The sequence below is a fragment of the Corynebacterium sp. CCM 9203 genome (assembly GCF_041357675.1).
GTDB lineage: Bacteria > Actinomycetota > Actinomycetes > Mycobacteriales > Mycobacteriaceae > Corynebacterium.
Genome location: NZ_JAUERY010000001.1, coordinates 543505 through 562945, shown reverse-complemented (window position 1 = coordinate 562945; position 19441 = coordinate 543505). Strand labels below are relative to the sequence as shown.

Below are 19441 nucleotides of genomic sequence, written 5' to 3'. Positions count from 1 at the left end.
AGTGATACGGAGGCGACTGTACTGGTAAGTCGCGGAGCGCACCGGAGTGCGGCCGCCCGGTGACGAAACCAACCTAAATATAGACCAAGCTGTCTAAAACTGCAATGGCCCCCTCAGTCGCAGGTCACAGAGAGAGACTTCGGCCACTGGCAAACGATCATCGGCCGCTGGTGATTCGCGACACGAAATCGAGAATCCGGGACGCGACCTCAAATTTCGTGCCGTCCGGCACATCCGTCGCAACACCGTCCGGTGTGATCAGCCACCCACGATTCCGGCTTCGCCCGAATACCTTCCCGGAGCCGACATCGTTGCACATGAGCAGATCGCACCCTTTCCGCCTGATCTTCTGGACGGCGTGGTCCAAAGCAGTAGCCGCGTCATCACCAGTCTCAGCAGCGAAACCGACAATCACCGTATCCTCCCGCAGCTTCCCCGCCAGACGGTCTGCCACGAGTCCCGCGAGAATGTCAGGATTCTCCGTCAGCTCCAAATTCGTTAGCGCTGTAGCCCCGGTTTTTTTCAGCTTCACCGGAGCAACATCTGTCGGCCGATAGTCAGCGACCGCTGCCGCCATAATGATCACGTCGTGTACGTCGGCACGTGTGCGCACCTCCTCGTCAAGCTCCCGGGCGGACGAAACACGAACAAGTTCTGCACCACACGGCACAGGTAGTTCATCCACGGACCCCGCGACAAGAGTCACCTTCGCTCCTCGCTGCACCGCGACTTCAGCCAGCGCAAATCCCTGCCTCCCAGAGCTCCGGTTACCGAGGTAACGCACAGGATCAATATTCTCTCTCGTCCCCCCTGCGGTGATCAGGATACGGCGCCCATTCAGGTCCCGGGGCAGCTCGTTCTCAGCCAGCCGCAACAGGGCTAGGTCGATGATCTGCTGTGGTTCGGGAAGCCTGCCTGGTCCGGTGTCGGGCCCGGTAAGCCGACCATGCGCCGGCTCCAGAACTGTCACCCCCCGCGACCGGAGAATCTCGACGTTAGCCCTGGTTGCAGGGTGATTCCACATCTCGGTGTGCATCGCCGGGGCGAGGACCACCGGACAGGTCGCAACGAGACAGGTCGCGGTCAGCAGATCATCAGCCCGACCGATCGCCAGTTTTGCCATCAGGTCAGCGGTCGCAGGTGCTATCACCACCAGATCAGCGTTCTGTCCCACCCGAACATGTTGGACCTCTTCCACCCGGTCAAAGACACTCACCGCCACAGGATTCCCGGACAGCGCCTCGAATGTGGCTGCACCAACGAAGTTCAACGCAGATTCGGTGGGCACCACCCGGACGGAGTGACCCCGCTCAGTGAAGCCACGAACTACATGGCAAGCCTTATATGCGGCGATGCCACCGGTCACACCGAGCACGATATTCCGGGATACGGACGCGGGATCCGGATGTGCAGAAGGTACTGTACTGGCCACGATGTCCTTCAATCTTTACTGTTCAATCAAGATGTGCGCTGTCGATACCGGAAAACACGAGACCCCTCCTCCCTCCAGCGGAGCACTCCGGATGGTGTGAAACCTCCGGGTGTCCGTGGAAGAAGAAAGGGTGTGCGGAACAACATCGCATCGAGTCTTATTCGGAAGGCCCTGGAAGGATCAATCAGCCTTCTTCGTGGTCGAGCATTCCGCGGTTGATCTCGCGAAGTGCAACGGTCAGTGGCTTGGCGTGATGATCATCAATCAACGGACCGACGAATTCAAAAACGCCTTCATCACGCTGATGGAGGTAGCTGTTGATCTGCCGAGCTCGCTTGGCGGCGAAGATTACCAGGGCATACTTCGAGGACACCTTGTCCAGCAGCTCGTCGATCGGAGGATCGGTGATTCCGACTGGCGGATCGAATACAGCCTCAGTGGCGGAGATGTCATTGCTCACGGTTTAGCACCTTCAAAAGTCGAGGAAGAAAAATGGTTCTGGTTCGTCTGGGACCAACTACGACCCCGGACCGGTCAGTCACCGGTAAGGAGTACACGTATCTGGGCGACCGCGCGATCCACGTCATCATTGACGATCACATGATCAAATTCATCGGCCGCCGCAAGCTCATCCTTCGCTGTCTGCAGGCGACGTTCGATGACGTCGGCAGGCTCCGTACCACGACCGGTCAGGCGTTCCACCAGGGTCTCCCAAGATGGCGGCGCGAGGAAAACTGTCTGGGATTCAGGCATGATTCGAGCGATATTACGCGCACCGACCAGATCGACCTCCACAAGTACGGGACGATGGCGTTCAAGCGCCTCCCGGACGGGCCCTGCAGGGGTACCCGAGCGTTGCAGACCGCCGTGGATGTCGGCCCATTCAAGCATCCCACCAGAATCTATGGTGCGTTGAAACTCTTCAGGTGTCACGTAGAGGTAGTCACGGCCGTGGACTTCTCCGGGCCGTGGCGCACGTGTCGTCATGGAAACGGAGAAGAACAGGTCGGGGACTTCATCTCGGAGCCGATTGACCACCGTCGATTTACCGACAGCGGAAGGCCCTGCGAGTACAACCAGGTTTCCTGGAATCCGTTCACCCGACATATCGTTGACTAGTCCTCTTCAGAGAAGCCGAAACGTTCCAGAAGCGCACGGCGCTGCCGGTCACCGAGGCCACGGAGACGGCGAGTCTGAGCGATCTCCAGCTCCTCCATGATCTCCTTGGCCTTGACCTTGCCTACCTTAGGCATGGCCTCGAGCAGCGCGGAGACCTTCGTCTTACCGATGATCTCATCACTCTGCGCCTGAGCCAGCACCTCCTTCAGGTTAGTGCCACCTCGCTTCAGCTTCTCCTTCAGCTCGGCGCGCGCCTTACGGGCCTCTGCAGCCTTTGCAAGGGCATCCTTGCGCTGCTCATCGGTCAACTTGGGAAGGGCCACGGGGTTCCTCCGTTTTTCATGTTCTCGGACAGTGTCTATGGGTAGTCTCGGGTTTCGGTTCTACCAGTTCTCGCCGGTCACGACACCAAAAATCTCAACAGTGTCAGCCAGCGAACTTGGAACAGTCTAACACTAGTGCCCCAAAGTCCAAGGTCGAGGCCGAAAGCAGGCTCTCCCTGCCATCGGAAAAGCCCTTGACCAGTATTTTCGATGGACATTCAGAGACCATCAACGACCGAAGCTGAGAGCCTGCTGCATACAGGCTTTCCGCAGGTCATCAACGTTCGGCCCCGCGCGGAGAATGCCGCGCGAAACACTGGCGAACGCCAACGGCTCAACGCTTTGGGTGAGTAAGGCCACATCGCCCGGTCCGGCTCCCTGCGCACCGACACCAGGAAGCAGGACTGGACCACCGAGTTGCTCGAGCGAGGGCGGACCGGTCACGGTCGCCCCCACCACGACACCGCAGGGGCCGTATCCACCGGCAGTCACAAACGGTTCATTCCGAACCGCGCAGGAGTCGACGACATACTGTGCGACCGACGTGCCGTCAGCCTGTTCGGCATGTTGCACCTCCCGTCCTTCCGGATTGGAGGTGGCAGCGAGCACGAACACCCCCTTACCGTTCTCCACGGCCAGGGACACAGCGGGGTCCAGCGAACCGAACCCGAGGTACGGGGAGACTGTCACCGCGTCGACGGCGAGTGGCGAGTCGTCGTGGAGCCAGGCGTCGGCGTATGCCGACATCGTGGATCCGATGTCTCCCCGTTTCGCATCCGCGAGCACGAGACATCCGGCCTCGCGGAGCGTGAGAATCGTCTCCTCCAGCACCGCGTAGCCCGCACTGCCGTAACGCTCGAAGAAGGCCACTTGGGGCTTGACCAGTGCAGCGGTGTCCGCGAAGGCGTCCACGCAGATCCGAGCGAAGTCACCTAGGCCGGACGGGTCAGCCGACAGCCCCCAGTCACGGAGCAAACCCGGGTGCGGGTCGATGCCGACGCACAGTCGGCCCCGGTCGGCACCCGCCGCGGCGAGCCGGTCCCCGAAGGAGGGGGTCACGGTGCCGCTCATTCCTTCTCCCGGACCATGTCGACGGCGTGATCGAGCTGCTGGAGCGCACGCACGGTGAGCTCGCCAGAGCGCATGGCCTCGATGCCCTGGACAGCCGCAGTGACGCCCTGGACGGTGGTCACCAGCGGCACTCCGACCGAAACCGCGGACGAACGGATGTCGTATCCGTCATGCCGCGCACCGGCGGAACCGGCGGGTGTGTTGAGGATGAGATCAATGTCGCCGCCAAGGATCTGGTCGACAACGGAGATCTTGTCGTCCCCCTGCTTGACATCGGAGTGCTTGTACACAACCTCGCACTCGATTCCGTTGCGGCGCAGCATCTGTGCCGTACCGGAAGTGGCCAGAATTCTGAACCCGAGGGTGGCCAGGCGCTGGATCGGGAAGATCAGGGTCCGCTTGTCCCGGTTGGCGACGGAGACGAAGACCGTGCCCTCGGTCGGCAGACCACCGTAGGCACCATCCTCGGCCTTGGCGTAGGCGGCACCGAAGTTGTCCGCCAGGCCCATGACCTCACCGGTGGACTTCATCTCCGGAGACAGCAGGCTGTCGAGCAGCGATCCGTCCGCGCGGCGGAAGCGGTTGAACGGCAGGACCGCCTCCTTGACCGCGATCGGCGCATCGAGCGGCAGTGAACCGCCGTCGTGGCTGGTCGGGATCATGCCCTCCTCCCTGAGTTCGGCGAGCGTCGCGCCGAGGGAGATCCGGGCCGCCGCCTTGGCGAGCGGAACACCGGTCGCCTTGGACACGAACGGCACGGTGCGGGAGGCGCGGGGGTTGGCCTCGATGACGTAGAGGATGTCGTCCTTCAGGGCGTACTGGACGTTCATCAGGCCGCGGACACCGATCCCGTGTGCCAGCTTGACCGTGGACTCGCGGACCTTGGCGATGTCCTCCGGGCCGAGGGTCATCGGGGGCAGCGCGCACGCGGAGTCACCGGAGTGGATGCCCGCCTCCTCGATGTGCTCCATCACACCGGCGAGATAGACCTCATCGCCGTCGCAGAGGGCATCGACGTCGATCTCGATGGCGTTGTCCAGGAAACGGTCGACGAGTACGGGGTGGTCGGTGGTGATCTCGGTGGCGCGATCGATGTAGTCGGACAGCGACTGCTCGTCGTAGACGATCTCCATTCCGCGTCCGCCGAGTACATAGCTCGGGCGAACGAGAACCGGGTAGCCGATCTCCTCGGCCACGGCTCGAGCTTCCCGGAAGGAGGTTGCGGTGCCAAAGGCCGGGGCCGGGAGCTTCGCCTTGCGCAGGACCTCTCCGAACTCGCCGCGGTCCTCGGCAAGGTCGATAGCCTCGGGGCTGGTGCCAACGACGGGAACTCCGGCATCGCGCAGTTTCTCCGCCAACCCCAGCGGGGTCTGGCCGCCGAGCTGGACGATGACGCCCGCGACGGTGCCGGACTGCGTCTCGGCGTGATAGACCTCCATGACGTCCTCGAAGGTCAGCGGCTCGAAGTAGAGACGGTCGGCGGTGTCGTAATCGGTGGAGACGGTCTCCGGGTTGCAGTTGATCATGACGGTCTCGTATCCGACGCGGGACAGTTCGAGCGCGGCGTGCACGCAGGAGTAATCGAACTCGATGCCCTGGCCGATCCGGTTCGGGCCGGACCCGAGGATGATAACCTTCTCCCGTTCGGTCTGGGGGGCGACCTCGGATTCTGCGGCCGGGTCGAGCTCGTAGGCCGAGTAGTGGTACGGGGTCTTCGCCTCGAACTCCGCGGCGCAGGTGTCGACCGTCTTGAAGACGGGCCGGACGCCGAGGGACCAGCGCAGCCGACGGACTCCGTCCTCACCCGCGAGTTCCGGGCGCAGTGCCGCGATCTGCAGATCGGACAGCCCGTACCATTTCGCGGTGCGCAACAGTTCCTCGGTGAGCACCGGTGCGTTCTCGAGGGTGGCACGGAAGTCAACGAGTGCCTGCAGCTCACCGAGGAACCAGGGGTCAATGCCGCTGGCCTCGTGCACCTGATCAACCGTGGCGCCGAGTCGGAGAGCGAGCTCCGCATCATAGATGCGTCCTTCGGTCGGACGCTGGAGGTCGGCGAGCACCGCGTCAATGTCGGTGGCACGATCACCGGCGAAAAACTCATCAGGTTTCGTCCAGAACCCGGTCTGCTTGGTCTCCAACGAACGCATGACCTTGCCGAGGGCTGCGATGTAGTTGCGGCCCAGGGACATCGCCTCACCGACGGACTTCATGGTCGTGGTGAGGGTGTCGTCGGCACCGGGGAACTTCTCGAAGGCGAAGCGGGGTGCCTTGACCACAACGTAGTCGAGGGTCGGTTCGAAGGCCGCCGGGGTGACGCCGGTGATGTCATTGGTGATCTCGTCGAGGGTGTAGCCGATGGCGAGCTTCGCGGCGATCTTCGCGATCGGGAAACCGGTCGCCTTCGAGGCCAGCGCCGAGGAGCGAGAGACGCGGGGGTTCATCTCGATGGTGATCAAACGGCCGTTGTCCGGGTTGATGGCGAACTGGATGTTGCAGCCACCGGTATCGACGCCAACCTCGCGGAGAATCGCGAAACCCTGGTCACGCATGATCTGAAACTCACGGTCGGTGAGCGTCATGGAGGGCGCGACGGTGACGGAGTCTCCGGTGTGGACGCCGAGGGCGTCGACGTTCTCGATGGAGCAGACGACGACGCAGTTGTCGTTGGCATCACGCATGAGTTCGAGCTCGAATTCCTTCCATCCGAGGATGGACTCCTCGATGAGGACGTTCGCCTCCGGGCTGGCGGCCAGTCCCCCACCGGCGATCCGCTCGAGATCCTCGTCAGTGTAGGCGAGACCACTGCCGAGGCCGCCCATGGTGAAGGACGGCCGGACGACGACGGGCAGGCCGAGTTCGGCGACGGTCTCCCGGACCTCGTCCATGTTGTGGCAGACCCGCGAGCGGGCGGATTCGCCGCCGATACGCTCGACGATGTCCTTGAACTTCTGCCGGTCCTCGCCGCGTTCGATCGCGTCGATGTCCGCACCGATCAGTTCGACGTCGTACTTTTCGAGGCTGCCGCGGCGGTCGAGGGCGATGGCGGCGTTCAGTGCGGTCTGTCCGCCGAGGGTGGCGAGGACGGCGTCGACGGGGTGACCGGCAGCGCGTTCCGCCTCGAAGATCTTCTCGATGTACTCGGGCCGGATCGGCTCGACGTAGGTGTGGTCGGCAAACTCGGGATCGGTCATGATCGTCGCCGGGTTGGAGTTGATGAGGGTGACCCGCAGGCCCTCCTCCTTCAGGACCCGGCATGCCTGGGTGCCGGAGTAGTCGAACTCGCAGGCCTGTCCGATAACGATCGGCCCGGAGCCGATGACTAGGACGTGGTTGATGTCACTACGTTTGGGCATGGTTCTTAACCTTCCGTCGAGGTGCTGTGGGCGGACATGAGCTCGACGAAACGGTCGAACAAGGGATTGGCGTCGTGGGGGCCGGCAGCAGCCTCCGGGTGGTACTGCACGGAATACGCCAGTCCGTTGACGAGTGCTACTCCCTCGACGACATCGTCGTTGAGGCAGGTGTGGGTAACCCTCGCGGGGCCGAAGTCGGTGTCGAATTCGACGCCCGCCTCCCCCTTGAGCGCGAAGCCGTGATTCTGGGCAGTGATCTCGACGGTTCCGGTGGCGTGGTCGAGTACCGGGACGTTGATGCCGCGGTGGCCGAACTTGAGTTTGTAGGTCTCCATTCCGAGGGCGCGACCGAGGATCTGGTTGCCGAAGCAGATCCCGAAGAACGGGATCTTCGCGGCCAGGACATCGCGGACCGCCGCGACCATGGCGTCGGCGGTCGCAGGGTCGCCTGGACCGTTTGAGACGAAGACTCCATCCGGAGAGTAGGACGCGATGGTCTCGAAATCCGTGCCGGCCGGAACGATTACGGTACGGATTCCACGGGAGGAGAAGTTACGGGGGGTGTTCGTCTTGATACCCATGTCGAAGGCAACGACGGTGAAGCGGTGTTCACCATCCGGTTCAACGGTGTAGGGCTCGGTGCAACTAACCTCACCGGCGAGGTCCGCACCAACCATGGAAGGCTGGGCGTTGACGATACGGACGAGCTCCTCTGTGTCACACTGTGCATCAATACCGCTGAACACCCCCGCTGCCATGGAGCCGTGGTTGCGGAGATGGCGCACGAGTGCCCGCGTGTCGACGCCCCGGATACCGATGATCCCCTGTTCCGTCATCTCCTCGGCGAGAGTCCGCTCCGCACGCCAGTTGGAAACACGGTGTGCGAGGTCACGGACAACGAGGCCTGCAACCCAGATCCGGTCACCGCGGGATTCGCCGTCCTCGTCGTTCCATCCGGTGTTACCGATCTGTGGCGCTGCTGCGACAACGATCTGCCGGTGGTAGGACGGATCGGTCATCGTCTCCTGGTAACCGGTCATCCCGGTGCTGAAGACAGCCTCGCCGAGAGTGGTGCCAGTGGCCCCGAAGCCGAAGCCCCGGTAGATGCGGCCATCAGCGAGAACGAGAACTGCAGGGATATCGGACCGCTTGGTGTCGACGGGGTCGCTCACGGGGCCGCCTTTCGGGGGTCTGGGATGAGAATCGGTTTTATTCATTGTGTTGTATTATATGCAATCTTGTCGTGGGGCGGACCCGTTCAGTTCCGGGGTGCGGCAGATGTGCCGTCTTCGCAGGTGACCCGGCCCCGGAGAACCGTGGCCCGAACCTGGGTGGAAAACTCACGCCCCTCATAGGGGGTGTTCTCCGCCTTCGACGCCATCTCGGTACCCCTGGCAGTCCACCGACAATCCGGGTCGACGACGCACAGGTTGGCGGGTTCCCCTACTGCGATCGGACGACCGTGACCGGGAAGTCGGGTGATCTCGGCGGGACGTTCGCTCATCACCTTCGCCACCCAGCGCCAGTCCGCGAGACCGGTCTCGACAAAGAGCTGGGCGATAATGGCCAGCGAGGTCTCGAGGCCGAGCATGCCGGGGCGGGCGTTCTCGAACTCGCAGCATTTCTCCTCGGACCCGTGGGGGGCGTGGTCGGTCGACACACAGTCGATGATTCCGTCGAGGAGCGCCTGTCGAAGGACGTGGGTGTCACTGTCCTCGCGCAGCGGCGGGTTCACCCGGTACCGCCCGTCGTAGGAGGTGAGGCACTCATCAGTCAGCAGAAGATGATGCGGCGTGACCTCGGAGGTCAGCGGGATACCGTGCTCACGAGCCCAGGTGAGTAGCTCAACCGTGCCCGCGGTCGACGCGTGGCAGATGTGCACGCGCCCGCCGTAGTCGCGGGCGAGCAGCGCATCCCGGATCACGATGGACTCTTCGGCGGCGCGGGGCCAGCCCCGAAGGCCCAGCTCTGCGGCGACCTCTCCCTCGTGTGCCACGGCACCGGCGGTCAACCGCGGATCCTCGCAGTGCTGGGCCAGCAGCACATCGGTGCCGCGGGCGTACTCGAGAGCCCGGCGCATGATCAGCGGGTCGGAGACACACATGCCATCGTCGGAGAACATCCGAACCTTCGCCGCGGAATCGGCCATCAAGCCGAACTCGGTGATCTCCTTGCCCGACAGTCCTTTGGTGATGGAGCCGACCGGATGGACATCACAGAGGCCGATGTCCTGGCCCTTGAACCAGACGGATTCGGCGATGATCGGCTGGTCCATGACCGGGTTCGTGTTGGCCATGGTGAACACGGCGGTGAAACCGCCCTTCGCCGCGGCAGCGGAGCCGGTGACGATCGTCTCGGTGTCCTCGCGGCCTGGTTCCCGCAGATGCACGTGCATGTCGACGAGTCCGGGCAGGAGAACACCCCCGGCGCCGTCTATACGCCGGTCGGCGGAGGTGTCTGCGGGAGCGTCTAATGAGGTGATGACACCATCTGTCACGAGTACGTTGACCGGCGCGCCCTCGCCGTAGAGGCGGACGTCGGAGATGAGGAGAGTACCCGGTTCCACGGGTGCGAGGGCACCGGTGGCGGGCCAGTCAGAGGTCTTGGTTGCAGTCATGGAAATCACGCGTCCTGGAGAAGTCTTTGAGGGTTGTGGGTGAGTCGATAGTCAGCCGGCGAGCAGGGTGAACAGCACAGCCATCCGGAGATGGACACCATTGGACACCTGCTGCAGAACCGCCGTCTGCGGTGCGTCAGCGACGCTGTAGTTGATCTCCATACCGCGCAGCATCGGGCCGGGGTGCATCACGATGCACCCCTTCTTCAGCCGGGCGAGCCGATCCTTCGACAGGCCGTACCGGTTCGCGTACTCGCGGTGCGACGGGAAGAAGCCACCGAGCATGCGCTCCTGCTGGACGCGGAGCATCATCACGACATCTGCGTCAACGATCTCATCGTCCATCGACCACGCGGTCCGGACCGGCCAGTTCTCCACACCTGTAGGCAGGAGCGTCGGCGGCGCAACGAGCACAACCTCGGCCCCCAGGGTCGACAACAGGTCGACATTGGAGCGGACGACACGGGAGTGGAGACAGTCCCCCACCAACACCACTTTCCTGCCCTCAACAGAACCGAGCCGCTGCCGGATGGTGACGGCGTCAAGGAGTGCCTGGGTCGGATGCTGGTGCGCACCGTCGCCGGCGTTGATGACGCTCGGGCCGTCGCCACCGGGCGCAACCCACTGGGCGAGCTGCTGGGGGGCGCCCGACGACGGATGGCGGATGATCAGTGCGTCTGCACCGATAGCCTTCAGGGTCAAACCCGTGTCCTTCAGCGACTCACCCTTCTTCACCGAGGACGATGATGCGGAGATGTTGATGACATCCGCACTCATCCATTTGCCGGCGGTCTCGAACGACGAACGGGTGCGGGTCGAGTTCTCGTAGAAGACCGTGAAGATAGTCCGACCGCGGAGCGTGGGGAGCTTCTTCACTTCACGTCCCTCAAGCGCCTCCCGGAACCTGTCGGCCTCATCCATCAGACCGATGATCTGGTCGCGGTCGAGGTCCTTGATACTGAGCAGATGTTTCATGGAATCCCTCACACCCCGTCGGGGCGGGTCAGCACGACGGCGTCACGGCCATCGATGTCTTCGAGAAGGACGTCGACGTCCTCGGAACGGGAAGTCGGGAGATTCTTCCCGACATAATCAGCCCGAATGGGCAACTGACGGTGACCCCGGTCCACGAGAACCGCCAACTGAATGACCTCCGGACGACCCAGATCACGCAGCGCATCGAGTGCAGCGCGAATCGTGCGCCCGGAGTAAAGGACATCATCGACGAGAACAACCGTCGCCCCGTCAATTCCACCGGCAGGTACATCGGTGGGTTGCAGTGCCCGGTGACCACGAGAACGCAGATCATCCCGGTAAAGGGTGATATCGAGTGAACCGCAGGAGACCTCGACCCCGGAGAATTCCACTATCTTGCGTTTCAGACGCCGTGCGAGGGGCACACCCCCCGATGGGATGCCCAATAGAATGACCCTGCCGGACTCCACAGAGTCGAGGGCCGTCTTCTCAATGATCTGGTGCGCGATGCGCGCGACCGTCCGACCGACATCGTCCGCTGACAGCAGCTCCGTCGTAACCGGTTGATCGTGTCCGCTCATCGTGACCTCCTTTCCCGCCTCACGGTGCGGTTCCTTAAAGGATGCCTATGCTTGAACTACGATCACTACCCTAGCACCACCGGAACCATGGAGAAACGCACCTCCGCAGACCCCACCCGTCCGGCGGTGAAACTGATGACGGGAGCGCCAGCATGAGCCTGACCACGAGCCACTTCGTACCCTTCGACAGGGAGCGGGTCTGGGACTGGCACACACGCGCCGGTGCCGTCATGAGACTCTCTCCCCCTTTCGTCCCCATGACCCCGCTGAAGCAGGCAGCACGGCTATCAGACGGAACCACGATCTTCAGCCTCCCAGCCGGTCTCAAATGGGTTGCGCGGCATGACTTGTCCGGATACCGACGCGGACATCGTTTCACGGATGTCTGCGTCTCCGCGCCCCTTCGTTCCCTTGCAAACTGGAGACACATCCATACCTTCACCGATGCCCCCGGTGGAACCGTGATCACTGATGCCGTGTCGACCCGCGTACCCGGGTCCGCTCTCACGGGGCTATTCGCTTACCGGCAGCACCAGCTCTTCGAGGACCTCAAGTTTCTCGACCGGATGAACGCCTTCATCTCACCCGAGAACCGGGCCCCGAACGGAGACCCCCGTCCCCTCACCATCGCCGTAACCGGTTCAGGGGGCACCGTCGGTAAAGCGCTCTGCGCCCAACTCGGCACTGCCGGGCATACCGTCGTCAGGCTGCATCGCGGTGCCGATGCCGGAGTCGGCAGGCACTGGAATCCCAGTGACCCCGACCCACACCTCCTCGACGGAGTGGATGTCCTTGTCCACCTCGCAGGCGAACCTCTTCTCGGTCGATTCACGGAGGGGCACAAGAGGGCCATCCGGGAATCCCGGACTGGCCCAACCAACTATCTGGCGAAACTCGTCGCCACATCCCCCACCTGCAGCACCATGGTCTGCTCCTCCGCGATCGGTTTCTACGGACATGACCGGGGAAACGAGATCCTGACCGAGGCATCCGAGAGCGGCGACGGATTCCTCGCGGATGTATGCCGTGACTGGGAGCGCGCCTGCCAACCGGCCATCGACGCCGGAAAACGGGTAGTGAATGTCCGTACGGGTATCGCACTGGCCGGTACCGGTGGGGTTCTCCCCCTACTCAAGGTGCTCTTTTCCGCCGGTCTCGGCGGCAAATTCGGGGACGGGTCCATCTGGTTTAGCTGGATAGCCCTCGACGACCTGACCGATATCTACTTCCGAGCGATCGTTGACCGCGCGCTCTCCGGTCCCGTCAACGCCACCGCCCGCAACCCCGTCCGCAACGTGGAGATGACCGCAGCGCTGGCCAGCGAACTGAATCGTCCGGCATTCCTCCAGATCCCCGCCCTCGGACCGAAACTGCTATTGGGCAGTGAAGGAGCCGAGCAGATCGCTCTGGCGAACCAAAGGGTCGCACCCACGATCCTGAACGCACTCGACCACACGTTCCGATACCCGACGATCAACAGGGCACTCGCCCATGAACTCGGAGCAGAGGAGCTTCTCGGTTCCACAGGATCAAGCCCCTCGGTGTGACTGCCGACGAGGCATGCAGCGGGATCCCCGTACCGACTCCCGGTAGGATCTCGGAAAGCACACATGGCGCACCTGAGCGCCCTGGAACACACTTCACAGCTACCCGAGGAGCTCTGCACGGCAGTGACCGACAAAGACAACATCCCGACACCGGTTGACCTCGATCGTGTCGCTGAAATTCTGGACGGTGAAGGCCTCAAATGGCTCCGGGAGGAGGCATCTCCTGATGTCCTCCGTACCGGTTTCCCCAACGCAGCATTCGGGTTCTTCATCCGGGACGACAAGATCCTCGCGGACGCCATGTGGCGCGCTACACCACCCCGGGAACGTGCCCCGGAACTGCTCGCGGCGGTCAACGAGTGGAACCTGACCCAGATCACTCCGATACTGCACTTCTCCGAAACTCCCGACGGAGCACTCTCCATTTATGCGCACAGACGCCTGTTGGCCGGTCACGGCGCGACCCGGAACCAGATCGGTGCATTCACCATGTCGACCCTGGAACTTACGGTCAACTGTTTCAACTGGCTGGGCACCCAATTCCCCGACCTCGTCACCTGGCAGGAGCACAACCATGAGCAGTGAGAACTCAACCGGCGTCAACCCATTGGCTGGAACATCCGCAGAAGTCGGGCACGTGGATTTCGATGACGTACGCACCGTCATGCGCAACTTCGGAGTCGAACTAACCATGTCTGATGAAACGACGATCGCGGGAGCGAATCTCAACGGTATCCAGGCCACTTTCGCGATCATCGGTGGAGGGGTACTCCTCATCCGTGCTGATGTACCCACCGGTACTGCCCCTTCCGCAGGCGACCCGACACTGTTTCTCGCAGCCAACCAATTCAACGTGTACAGCTACGACGTGAAAGCGGTGGTCGTGGACCGAACCGACGAGCTCATCCTCCGGACCGAGAGTGAAACCCTCCTCGCAGCCGGAATGACCGAACCACAGCTCACCGCCGCGATCCGGTCCGGGGTGGACGGAATCCTCGGTGGACAGCAAGTACTGTCCGAGATCACCGCCACTCTCCGTGGTGCAACTGAAGGCTGGAACACACGACAGGCCTGACCACGCACCCATTCTCCCTCCCCGAACAGTATCTTCCCGAAGGCCCCAGATAACCGTGCATCCGATTCTCACGACCGTTTCCAAAACCCTTATCGCCGACGGACATAGCCCGACAAACGGTGACGGCATGATCACCGTGGAGACCAAGGCATGGGTCCTCACCTTCACGGTGTCCGACAAAAACAGCCTGATCGCCTCCGGTATGTGGAAGAAGCTGACCTCGATGGAGAATTCCGCACCTGTCATCGACCTGATCCAGGCCTGGTATACACGAGGATGGGATCTACCGTCCGCAGGCTACAACACCGACATTGCACCGGGACACATCGTCCTCGTCTCATCCGCCGCTCTAATGTGCGCGGACCGGATCGATGAGGGAATCCTGTCCGCATTCACGCTTCACGCACTCCATGGCACGCGCAGGCTCATGGAATACGCTGCACGCTCCCTACCCGACGGAGAAGAAGCAGCAGTGACCGCATTCGACGCCATTCCACAGAACGATGAGGCGGGTGCCTCCGCTCCGGGTATATCGCCCTCTGAACTGCATGCGGTGCTGTCCGGTCTCGATGACATCGCCGTCGGCATCACACACGGTAGCGCGCGCCGTGGACCGGTCATATATACGATGAAATCCGCCGATCACTCCCCGTGGTACAAGATAGAAGCCAGGTGGCGGACCGGCCTTCCGGGCGATGACGTCGATCTTCTGACCATGACACTGCACATCTGCAACGAGTTCACGGTCTCAGCGGCCGGACCTGTCATGGATTTCGTCACCTCACAGGGGGAAGTCGTGCTCAAAGCAACGGCACTGGTTTTCTGCCCGGGACGACTCGACCCCGAAGTTCTCTCCGAGACACTCGACCGAAAAATCCGGTGGATGCAGACTGGACTCCATCACGTTTCCGACCGCCTCCGGGCCCCCTCGGTCTGCCCACTCCCCTGATCCGTCAGTGCCTTCTCATGGAATGCAAAGTCTCGTCATCTGGATAGCATCCATAACCCCGATCCTGCTCACTCGGCTACCCCTCATTACCGCCCACGATTCCGGATAAACACAAACGACCCCCGAACCCACTTAATCTGGGGTTCAGGGGCCCTACGGTGATTCAACACGCGTCAGTGAATCTACTCATCACCGCTATCGGCACGGCCATCCGTAGATTCAACGGTCTCTTCCACTGCAGAGTAAACATGCCCAACCAGATGGTCGAGTTCAGGATCGGGATCGAGGAAATCCGGAGCCTCAGGTTCCGGTTCATTCACCCGAAGTGAGTCAAGATTCCCCGCGATCGAATCGAGTACCGCATTGACGTAGGCCTGCGCAGTCTCAGAGGAGTAATCACCCGTGAGACGCACAGCTTCATCGATAGCGGTGATCGGCGGTACCTCGGGATTGCAGAGCATCTCCCAAACTGCGACCCTCAGAATCGCACGCTCGACGGCAGGTAGACGTCCAAAGGTCCAATCTTCCACGAGATACCTGGCGATCGTCGCATCAACACGATCCAGCTCGTACGCGGTTCCTTCCACGATACGCCTGGTGTAATCGGCGATCGGCGCCACGTCAGGATGCGGAAGCCGCGACAGTTCCACGCGATCCTCGACGATCGCGATCGGATCCACGTCGCGCGCCTCCGCCTCGAAAAGAATATCGACGGCACGCCGCCGTGCCCGGAAACGGGCGCCGCGGCTCTTATGGGATGTCCGCCGTCTGGAATTGGGGTGTTTTCCTGTGTCAGTCACTGCCGAAGTGGTCCCGACGCCTAGTTGTTCACTCGTGAGAGGTAGGAACCGTTCCGGGTGTCCACCTTGAGCACGTTACCGGTCTCAATGAACAGCGGGACCTGGATCTCCGCACCGCTCTCGAGAGTTGCCGGCTTCGTGCCTCCGGTCGAACGGTCTCCCTGAAGCCCCGGATCAGTGTGCTCAACCTTCAGTTCCACGGAGATCGGCAGCTCCACGAAAAGCGGCTCGCCCTCATGGAAAGAAACCTGGACCGTCATGTTCTCAAGGAGGAACTTCGCGCCGTCACCCATGAGATGTTCTCCGACCTCCAACTGCTCGAAAGTCTTCGCATCCATCAGGACGTAGGACGTACCGTCATGGTAGAGGTAGGTCATGTCACGTCGGTCAACCGTCGCAGTCTCGACCTTGACCCCGGCGTTGAAGGTCTTATCCACAACCTTGCCCGAGACGACGTCCTTGAGCTTCGTCCGCACGAAAGCTGGACCTTTGCCCGGCTTGACGTGCTGGAACTCAATGATCTGCTGCAGCTTGTTGTCGATCTTGAGCACAAGACCGTTCTTGAAGTCGGCGGTGGTTGCCACGCGTTGCTCTCCCTCGGATATCACGATGCGGGGATCGGGCCGGATAATCCGGACTCCCGCTGGTACGGCGTATCAGCTTACATTACGCCTCCGCATGGATCACCTGCAGGTCCTTCGGTAGTTGGGTGATCACCTGCGGCGCACCGGCTGTGATGATGAGTGTGTCCTCAATCCGGACACCACCCTGACCGGGGATGTAGATGCCCGGCTCAATCGTCAACGTCATCCCTTCACGAAGTTCCCCGGCACCGGTCACAGCGGCAGATGGCGGTTCGTGAACATCCAGCCCGATACCGTGTCCAGTCGAGTGCACGAAGTAGTCTCCGTACCCTGCGGCTTCGATGATGCTGCGGCAGGCTGCATCAACCTCTCGGAGAGGAGTACCCGGTGTCGCAGCTTCCACACCAGCCGCCTGCGCACGCTGGACCAGACGGTAGATCCCTTCGGTGAAGTCCGTGGTGTGATCCATGATGAAGGTTCGGGTACAGTCCGAGTTGAACCCCCTGTCATGCGCACCAAAATCTATGGTCACCAGATCTCCGGATTCAATCACCCGATCCCCCGCGCCATGGTGGGGTTTCGCTGAGTTTGGACCAGAGGCGACGATGGTATCGAAGCTGACCCGCTCCGCTCCAAGCATCCGCATCCGATATTCCAGATCCGCCGCCACCTGGCGTTCGGTACGCCCCACGGCGAGTTCACCGGAGTCGAGCACCTGCTGCAGTGCTGTGGACGCCAGGTCCGCGACAGCGGTGAGCCGTTCCAGCTCAAGCTGGTCCTTGATCAGACGGAGATCCTCGATGAGTCCGGTGACGGGGACGAGCTTCACATCTTCGCCACACGCTTCTACCAGTTTGTCAAACTGTGCGACCGTAACATGTGCAGCCTCAAAACCGACACGACGCGGTCCTTCGATCTCGCGGAGCAGCTCCGCTGCGACATCACGCGACACGAGGCAGTCAATGTCCGGCACTTCCTCGGCGATCTGTGTGATGTAGCGACCATCGGTGGCAATTCTGGCAGATAGATCCTTGGAGAGCAGCAGTGCTCCGTTCGAACCGGAAAAACCTGAAAGATAACGCACGTGCGTGAGGTGCGTCACCAGAATCGAATCTATCCGCTGTCCGGCCAGTGTGGCCGCGAGTGCGCGTCGACGGTTGGAGAAACGAGTATCAGCGAAAAAAGTCACAAGCTCACCGTACTTTCGAGGAGGAATCGGAATCGGTCGGAGGGCCGTCGGGGTAATTACCCGAGCGCAACCCGCCACCATGAATTTCTTTTTGTTCAGGGTAACCCGTCGACACAATCCAGTGTTTGCGGCGGTACCGGAAATCCCGTAAGGAGGGGTGGTGATGGGGCATTCCCGCAGTCTCTACTTCCTGTAAAGCACAGTTCACCGGGGTGGACGACGGTATAGCTACCGGGTCCAAGGAGCACCCCGTCAGTCGACGGCAGCTAATTTGCGCAGAGCAAAACCATATCCGTCAGTTCCTAGACCGGCAATGACACCGCGCGCAATCGGTGAGAGATAGGAATGGTGCCGGAACGACTCCCGGGCATGCACGTTTGAGATATGAACCTCGATGAAACCTGCCCCATCTGCAATTTCAGCGAGAGCATCGCGGAGCGCCACAGAGGTATGAGTCAATCCTCCAGGGTTGATTATGACCGCGCGGCCAGCTTCTGCAGATTCATGGATCCAGTCGATGAGCTGGCCCTCCCAGTTCGACTGACGGCAGCGCACAGAAACGCCCAGACTCTCCGCGAGTGCCGTGAGTTCCTGTTCGACGTCCGCGAGCGTAGTCGAACCGTAGATCTCCGGCTGGCGTTTTCCGAGTCGGTCAAGGTTTGGACCGTTGTACACGTCAATGGTGCGCATGGCATCGATACTATTCGATGATCGCGTCGTAGGCGGCACGGAGGGAGTCAATCGACGGCCCCTCGATCCGCGTTGTTCGCCCAACCCCTGTCAAGGCCACAAAACGGATCTTCCCGTCGCGGTTCTTCTTGTCACGAGTCATCCCCGCGTAAAGTTCATCAAAACAGCCAGCGGTGTACGTGGTCGGTAGTCCGACGGAATTGAGAATCCGACGGTGCTTCTCGACGAGGGCATCATCCATGTGTCCCTCCCGCGCAGAAAGCTCGGCGACAAACATCATGCCCACCGCCACAGCACGTCCGTGGCGCCAGACGAAGTTCTCCCGGAGTTCAACGGCATGTCCAAAAGTATGGCCGTAATTGAGGATCTCCCGGAGTCCGGACTCCTGCAGATCCTCGGACACGACACGTGCCTTGACCGCAACGGATCGGGCAATCAGCTCAGGCAAATACCCTTCCGGGAGCAGACACGCGCCCGGGTCGGCTTCGTAGAGAGCGAGGATCGCCGGATCCGCGATGAACCCGGTCTTGATGATCTCGGCGCTCCCCGCGACTATCTCATCTTCCGGAAGGGTGGACAGGCGTTCCAAATCAATGAAGACGGCCGCAGGCTCATGGAAGCAACCCACCAGATTCTTACCTGTTGAGGTATTGATCCCGGTCTTTCCCCCTACAGCGGCATCGACCATCGCGAGTAGTGTGGTCGGAACCTGAATGACGGCGATTCCACGCATCCATGTGGCGGCGATGAAACCGGCGAGATCTGTTGCAGCTCCCCCACCAAGCCCGATCACCACGTCCCGACGTCCGATTCCGCCGCGGCCGAGAGCATCCCAACAGTCACCGGCGCTATCAAGTGTTTTTCCGGCTTCCGCATCGGGGATCACGTGCCGGATGACCTCCAGCCCCGTGAGTACCAACTCCCGCTCCAAGCCATCTGCGATTCCCCGCAATGCATCTTGATGGAGAACCGCGACCTTGCGCACCCCGGGTAACGCCGAAACAAAGCTGGCGATCGACGCATCCAGGCGGTGTCCGATCCTGACGGTGTACGGTGCAGGACCGTTGACGGCGATCGTTGATTCAAAATTACCGGGTGTACTCACGGTGAAGCCTTTCGCGTTCGGTGGATAGTCC

The 19441-nt window shown here is 61.7% G+C and carries 19 protein-coding genes; 4 read left to right on the top strand and 15 right to left on the bottom strand.

The features are described 5' to 3' along the window. Positions 1-157: 157 nt before the first annotated feature. The 10 genes from coaBC to pyrR form a co-directional block, all read right to left on the bottom strand. Positions 158-1432, bottom strand: coding sequence for a bifunctional phosphopantothenoylcysteine decarboxylase/phosphopantothenate--cysteine ligase CoaBC (gene coaBC / locus QWU44_RS02480; protein WP_370914111.1), 1275 nt, complete (start codon positions 1430-1432; stop codon positions 158-160). A gap of 184 nt (positions 1433-1616) precedes the next feature. Then, the gene (gene rpoZ, locus QWU44_RS02475; protein WP_370914110.1) at positions 1617-1892 is read right to left on the bottom strand and encodes a DNA-directed RNA polymerase subunit omega; all 276 of its coding nucleotides are present in this window, start codon (positions 1890-1892) and stop codon (positions 1617-1619) included. Between the two features lie 74 nt (positions 1893-1966). Further along, positions 1967-2539: a guanylate kinase gene (gmk, locus tag QWU44_RS02470; protein WP_370914109.1), complete on the bottom strand. Its 573-nt coding sequence runs from the start codon at positions 2537-2539 to the stop codon at positions 1967-1969. An 8-nt stretch (positions 2540-2547) separates the two neighbouring features. Further along, positions 2548-2874, bottom strand: coding sequence for an integration host factor, actinobacterial type (mihF, locus tag QWU44_RS02465; RefSeq protein WP_198735979.1), 327 nt, complete (start codon positions 2872-2874; stop codon positions 2548-2550). Between the two features lie 228 nt (positions 2875-3102). After that, complete coding sequence (gene pyrF, locus QWU44_RS02460) at positions 3103-3933, bottom strand: orotidine-5'-phosphate decarboxylase (protein WP_370914301.1); 831 nt, start codon at positions 3931-3933, stop codon at positions 3103-3105. An 8-nt stretch (positions 3934-3941) separates the two neighbouring features. Next, positions 3942-7298: a carbamoyl-phosphate synthase large subunit gene (gene carB, locus QWU44_RS02455; protein ID WP_370914108.1), complete on the bottom strand. Its 3357-nt coding sequence runs from the start codon at positions 7296-7298 to the stop codon at positions 3942-3944. A 5-nt stretch (positions 7299-7303) separates the two neighbouring features. Further along, on the bottom strand, positions 7304-8470 hold the full coding sequence (gene carA, locus QWU44_RS02450) for a glutamine-hydrolyzing carbamoyl-phosphate synthase small subunit (protein ID WP_370914107.1): 1167 nt from the start codon (positions 8468-8470) through the stop codon (positions 7304-7306). A gap of 86 nt (positions 8471-8556) precedes the next feature. Continuing rightward, positions 8557-9915 carry a dihydroorotase gene (locus QWU44_RS02445; RefSeq protein WP_370914106.1) on the bottom strand — a complete coding sequence of 453 codons (1359 nt, stop codon included), beginning with the start codon at positions 9913-9915 and terminating at the stop codon, positions 8557-8559. 51 nt (positions 9916-9966) lie between these two features. Continuing rightward, on the bottom strand, positions 9967-10890 hold the full coding sequence (locus QWU44_RS02440; protein ID WP_370914105.1) for an aspartate carbamoyltransferase catalytic subunit: 924 nt from the start codon (positions 10888-10890) through the stop codon (positions 9967-9969). A gap of 8 nt (positions 10891-10898) precedes the next feature. After that, positions 10899-11471, bottom strand: a complete 573-nt coding sequence (gene pyrR / locus QWU44_RS02435) for a bifunctional pyr operon transcriptional regulator/uracil phosphoribosyltransferase PyrR (protein ID WP_370914104.1) — start codon at positions 11469-11471, stop codon at positions 10899-10901. Between the two features lie 152 nt (positions 11472-11623). Here pyrR and QWU44_RS02430 point away from each other — a divergent pair, with 152 nt between their 5' ends. The 4 genes from QWU44_RS02430 (at position 11624) to QWU44_RS02415 (ending at position 15042) form a co-directional block, all read left to right on the top strand. After that, complete coding sequence (locus tag QWU44_RS02430; protein WP_370914103.1) at positions 11624-13018, top strand: TIGR01777 family oxidoreductase; 1395 nt, start codon at positions 11624-11626, stop codon at positions 13016-13018. Between the two features lie 63 nt (positions 13019-13081). After that, positions 13082-13603 carry a YbjN domain-containing protein gene (locus QWU44_RS02425; RefSeq protein ID WP_370914102.1) on the top strand — a complete coding sequence of 174 codons (522 nt, stop codon included), beginning with the start codon at positions 13082-13084 and terminating at the stop codon, positions 13601-13603. Then, positions 13593-14093 (top strand): YbjN domain-containing protein, encoded by a 501-nt coding sequence (locus QWU44_RS02420; RefSeq protein ID WP_370914101.1) that lies wholly within the window; start codon positions 13593-13595, stop codon positions 14091-14093. Before QWU44_RS02425 ends, QWU44_RS02420 begins: the two co-directional genes overlap by 11 nt. Positions 14094-14148: 55 nt before the next feature. Further along, positions 14149-15042, top strand: a complete 894-nt coding sequence (locus tag QWU44_RS02415; RefSeq protein ID WP_370914100.1) for a hypothetical protein — start codon at positions 14149-14151, stop codon at positions 15040-15042. A gap of 182 nt (positions 15043-15224) precedes the next feature. Here the strand turns inward: QWU44_RS02415 and nusB are convergent, their stop codons facing one another. From nusB to aroB, 5 genes are all read right to left on the bottom strand, one after another. Then, the gene (gene nusB / locus QWU44_RS02410) at positions 15225-15842 is read right to left on the bottom strand and encodes a transcription antitermination factor NusB (protein ID WP_370914099.1); all 618 of its coding nucleotides are present in this window, start codon (positions 15840-15842) and stop codon (positions 15225-15227) included. Positions 15843-15862: 20 nt separating this feature from the next. Continuing rightward, positions 15863-16426, bottom strand: coding sequence for an elongation factor P (gene efp, locus QWU44_RS02405; protein ID WP_370914098.1), 564 nt, complete (start codon positions 16424-16426; stop codon positions 15863-15865). 82 nt (positions 16427-16508) lie between these two features. Then, the gene (locus QWU44_RS02400; RefSeq protein WP_370914097.1) at positions 16509-17615 is read right to left on the bottom strand and encodes a M24 family metallopeptidase; all 1107 of its coding nucleotides are present in this window, start codon (positions 17613-17615) and stop codon (positions 16509-16511) included. Positions 17616-17867: 252 nt separating this feature from the next. Beyond that, positions 17868-18305: a type II 3-dehydroquinate dehydratase gene (aroQ, locus tag QWU44_RS02395; protein WP_370914096.1), complete on the bottom strand. Its 438-nt coding sequence runs from the start codon at positions 18303-18305 to the stop codon at positions 17868-17870. A 10-nt stretch (positions 18306-18315) separates the two neighbouring features. Continuing rightward, on the bottom strand, positions 18316-19410 hold the full coding sequence (aroB, locus tag QWU44_RS02390) for a 3-dehydroquinate synthase (RefSeq protein WP_370914095.1): 1095 nt from the start codon (positions 19408-19410) through the stop codon (positions 18316-18318). Between the last annotated feature and the right edge of the window lie 31 nt (positions 19411-19441).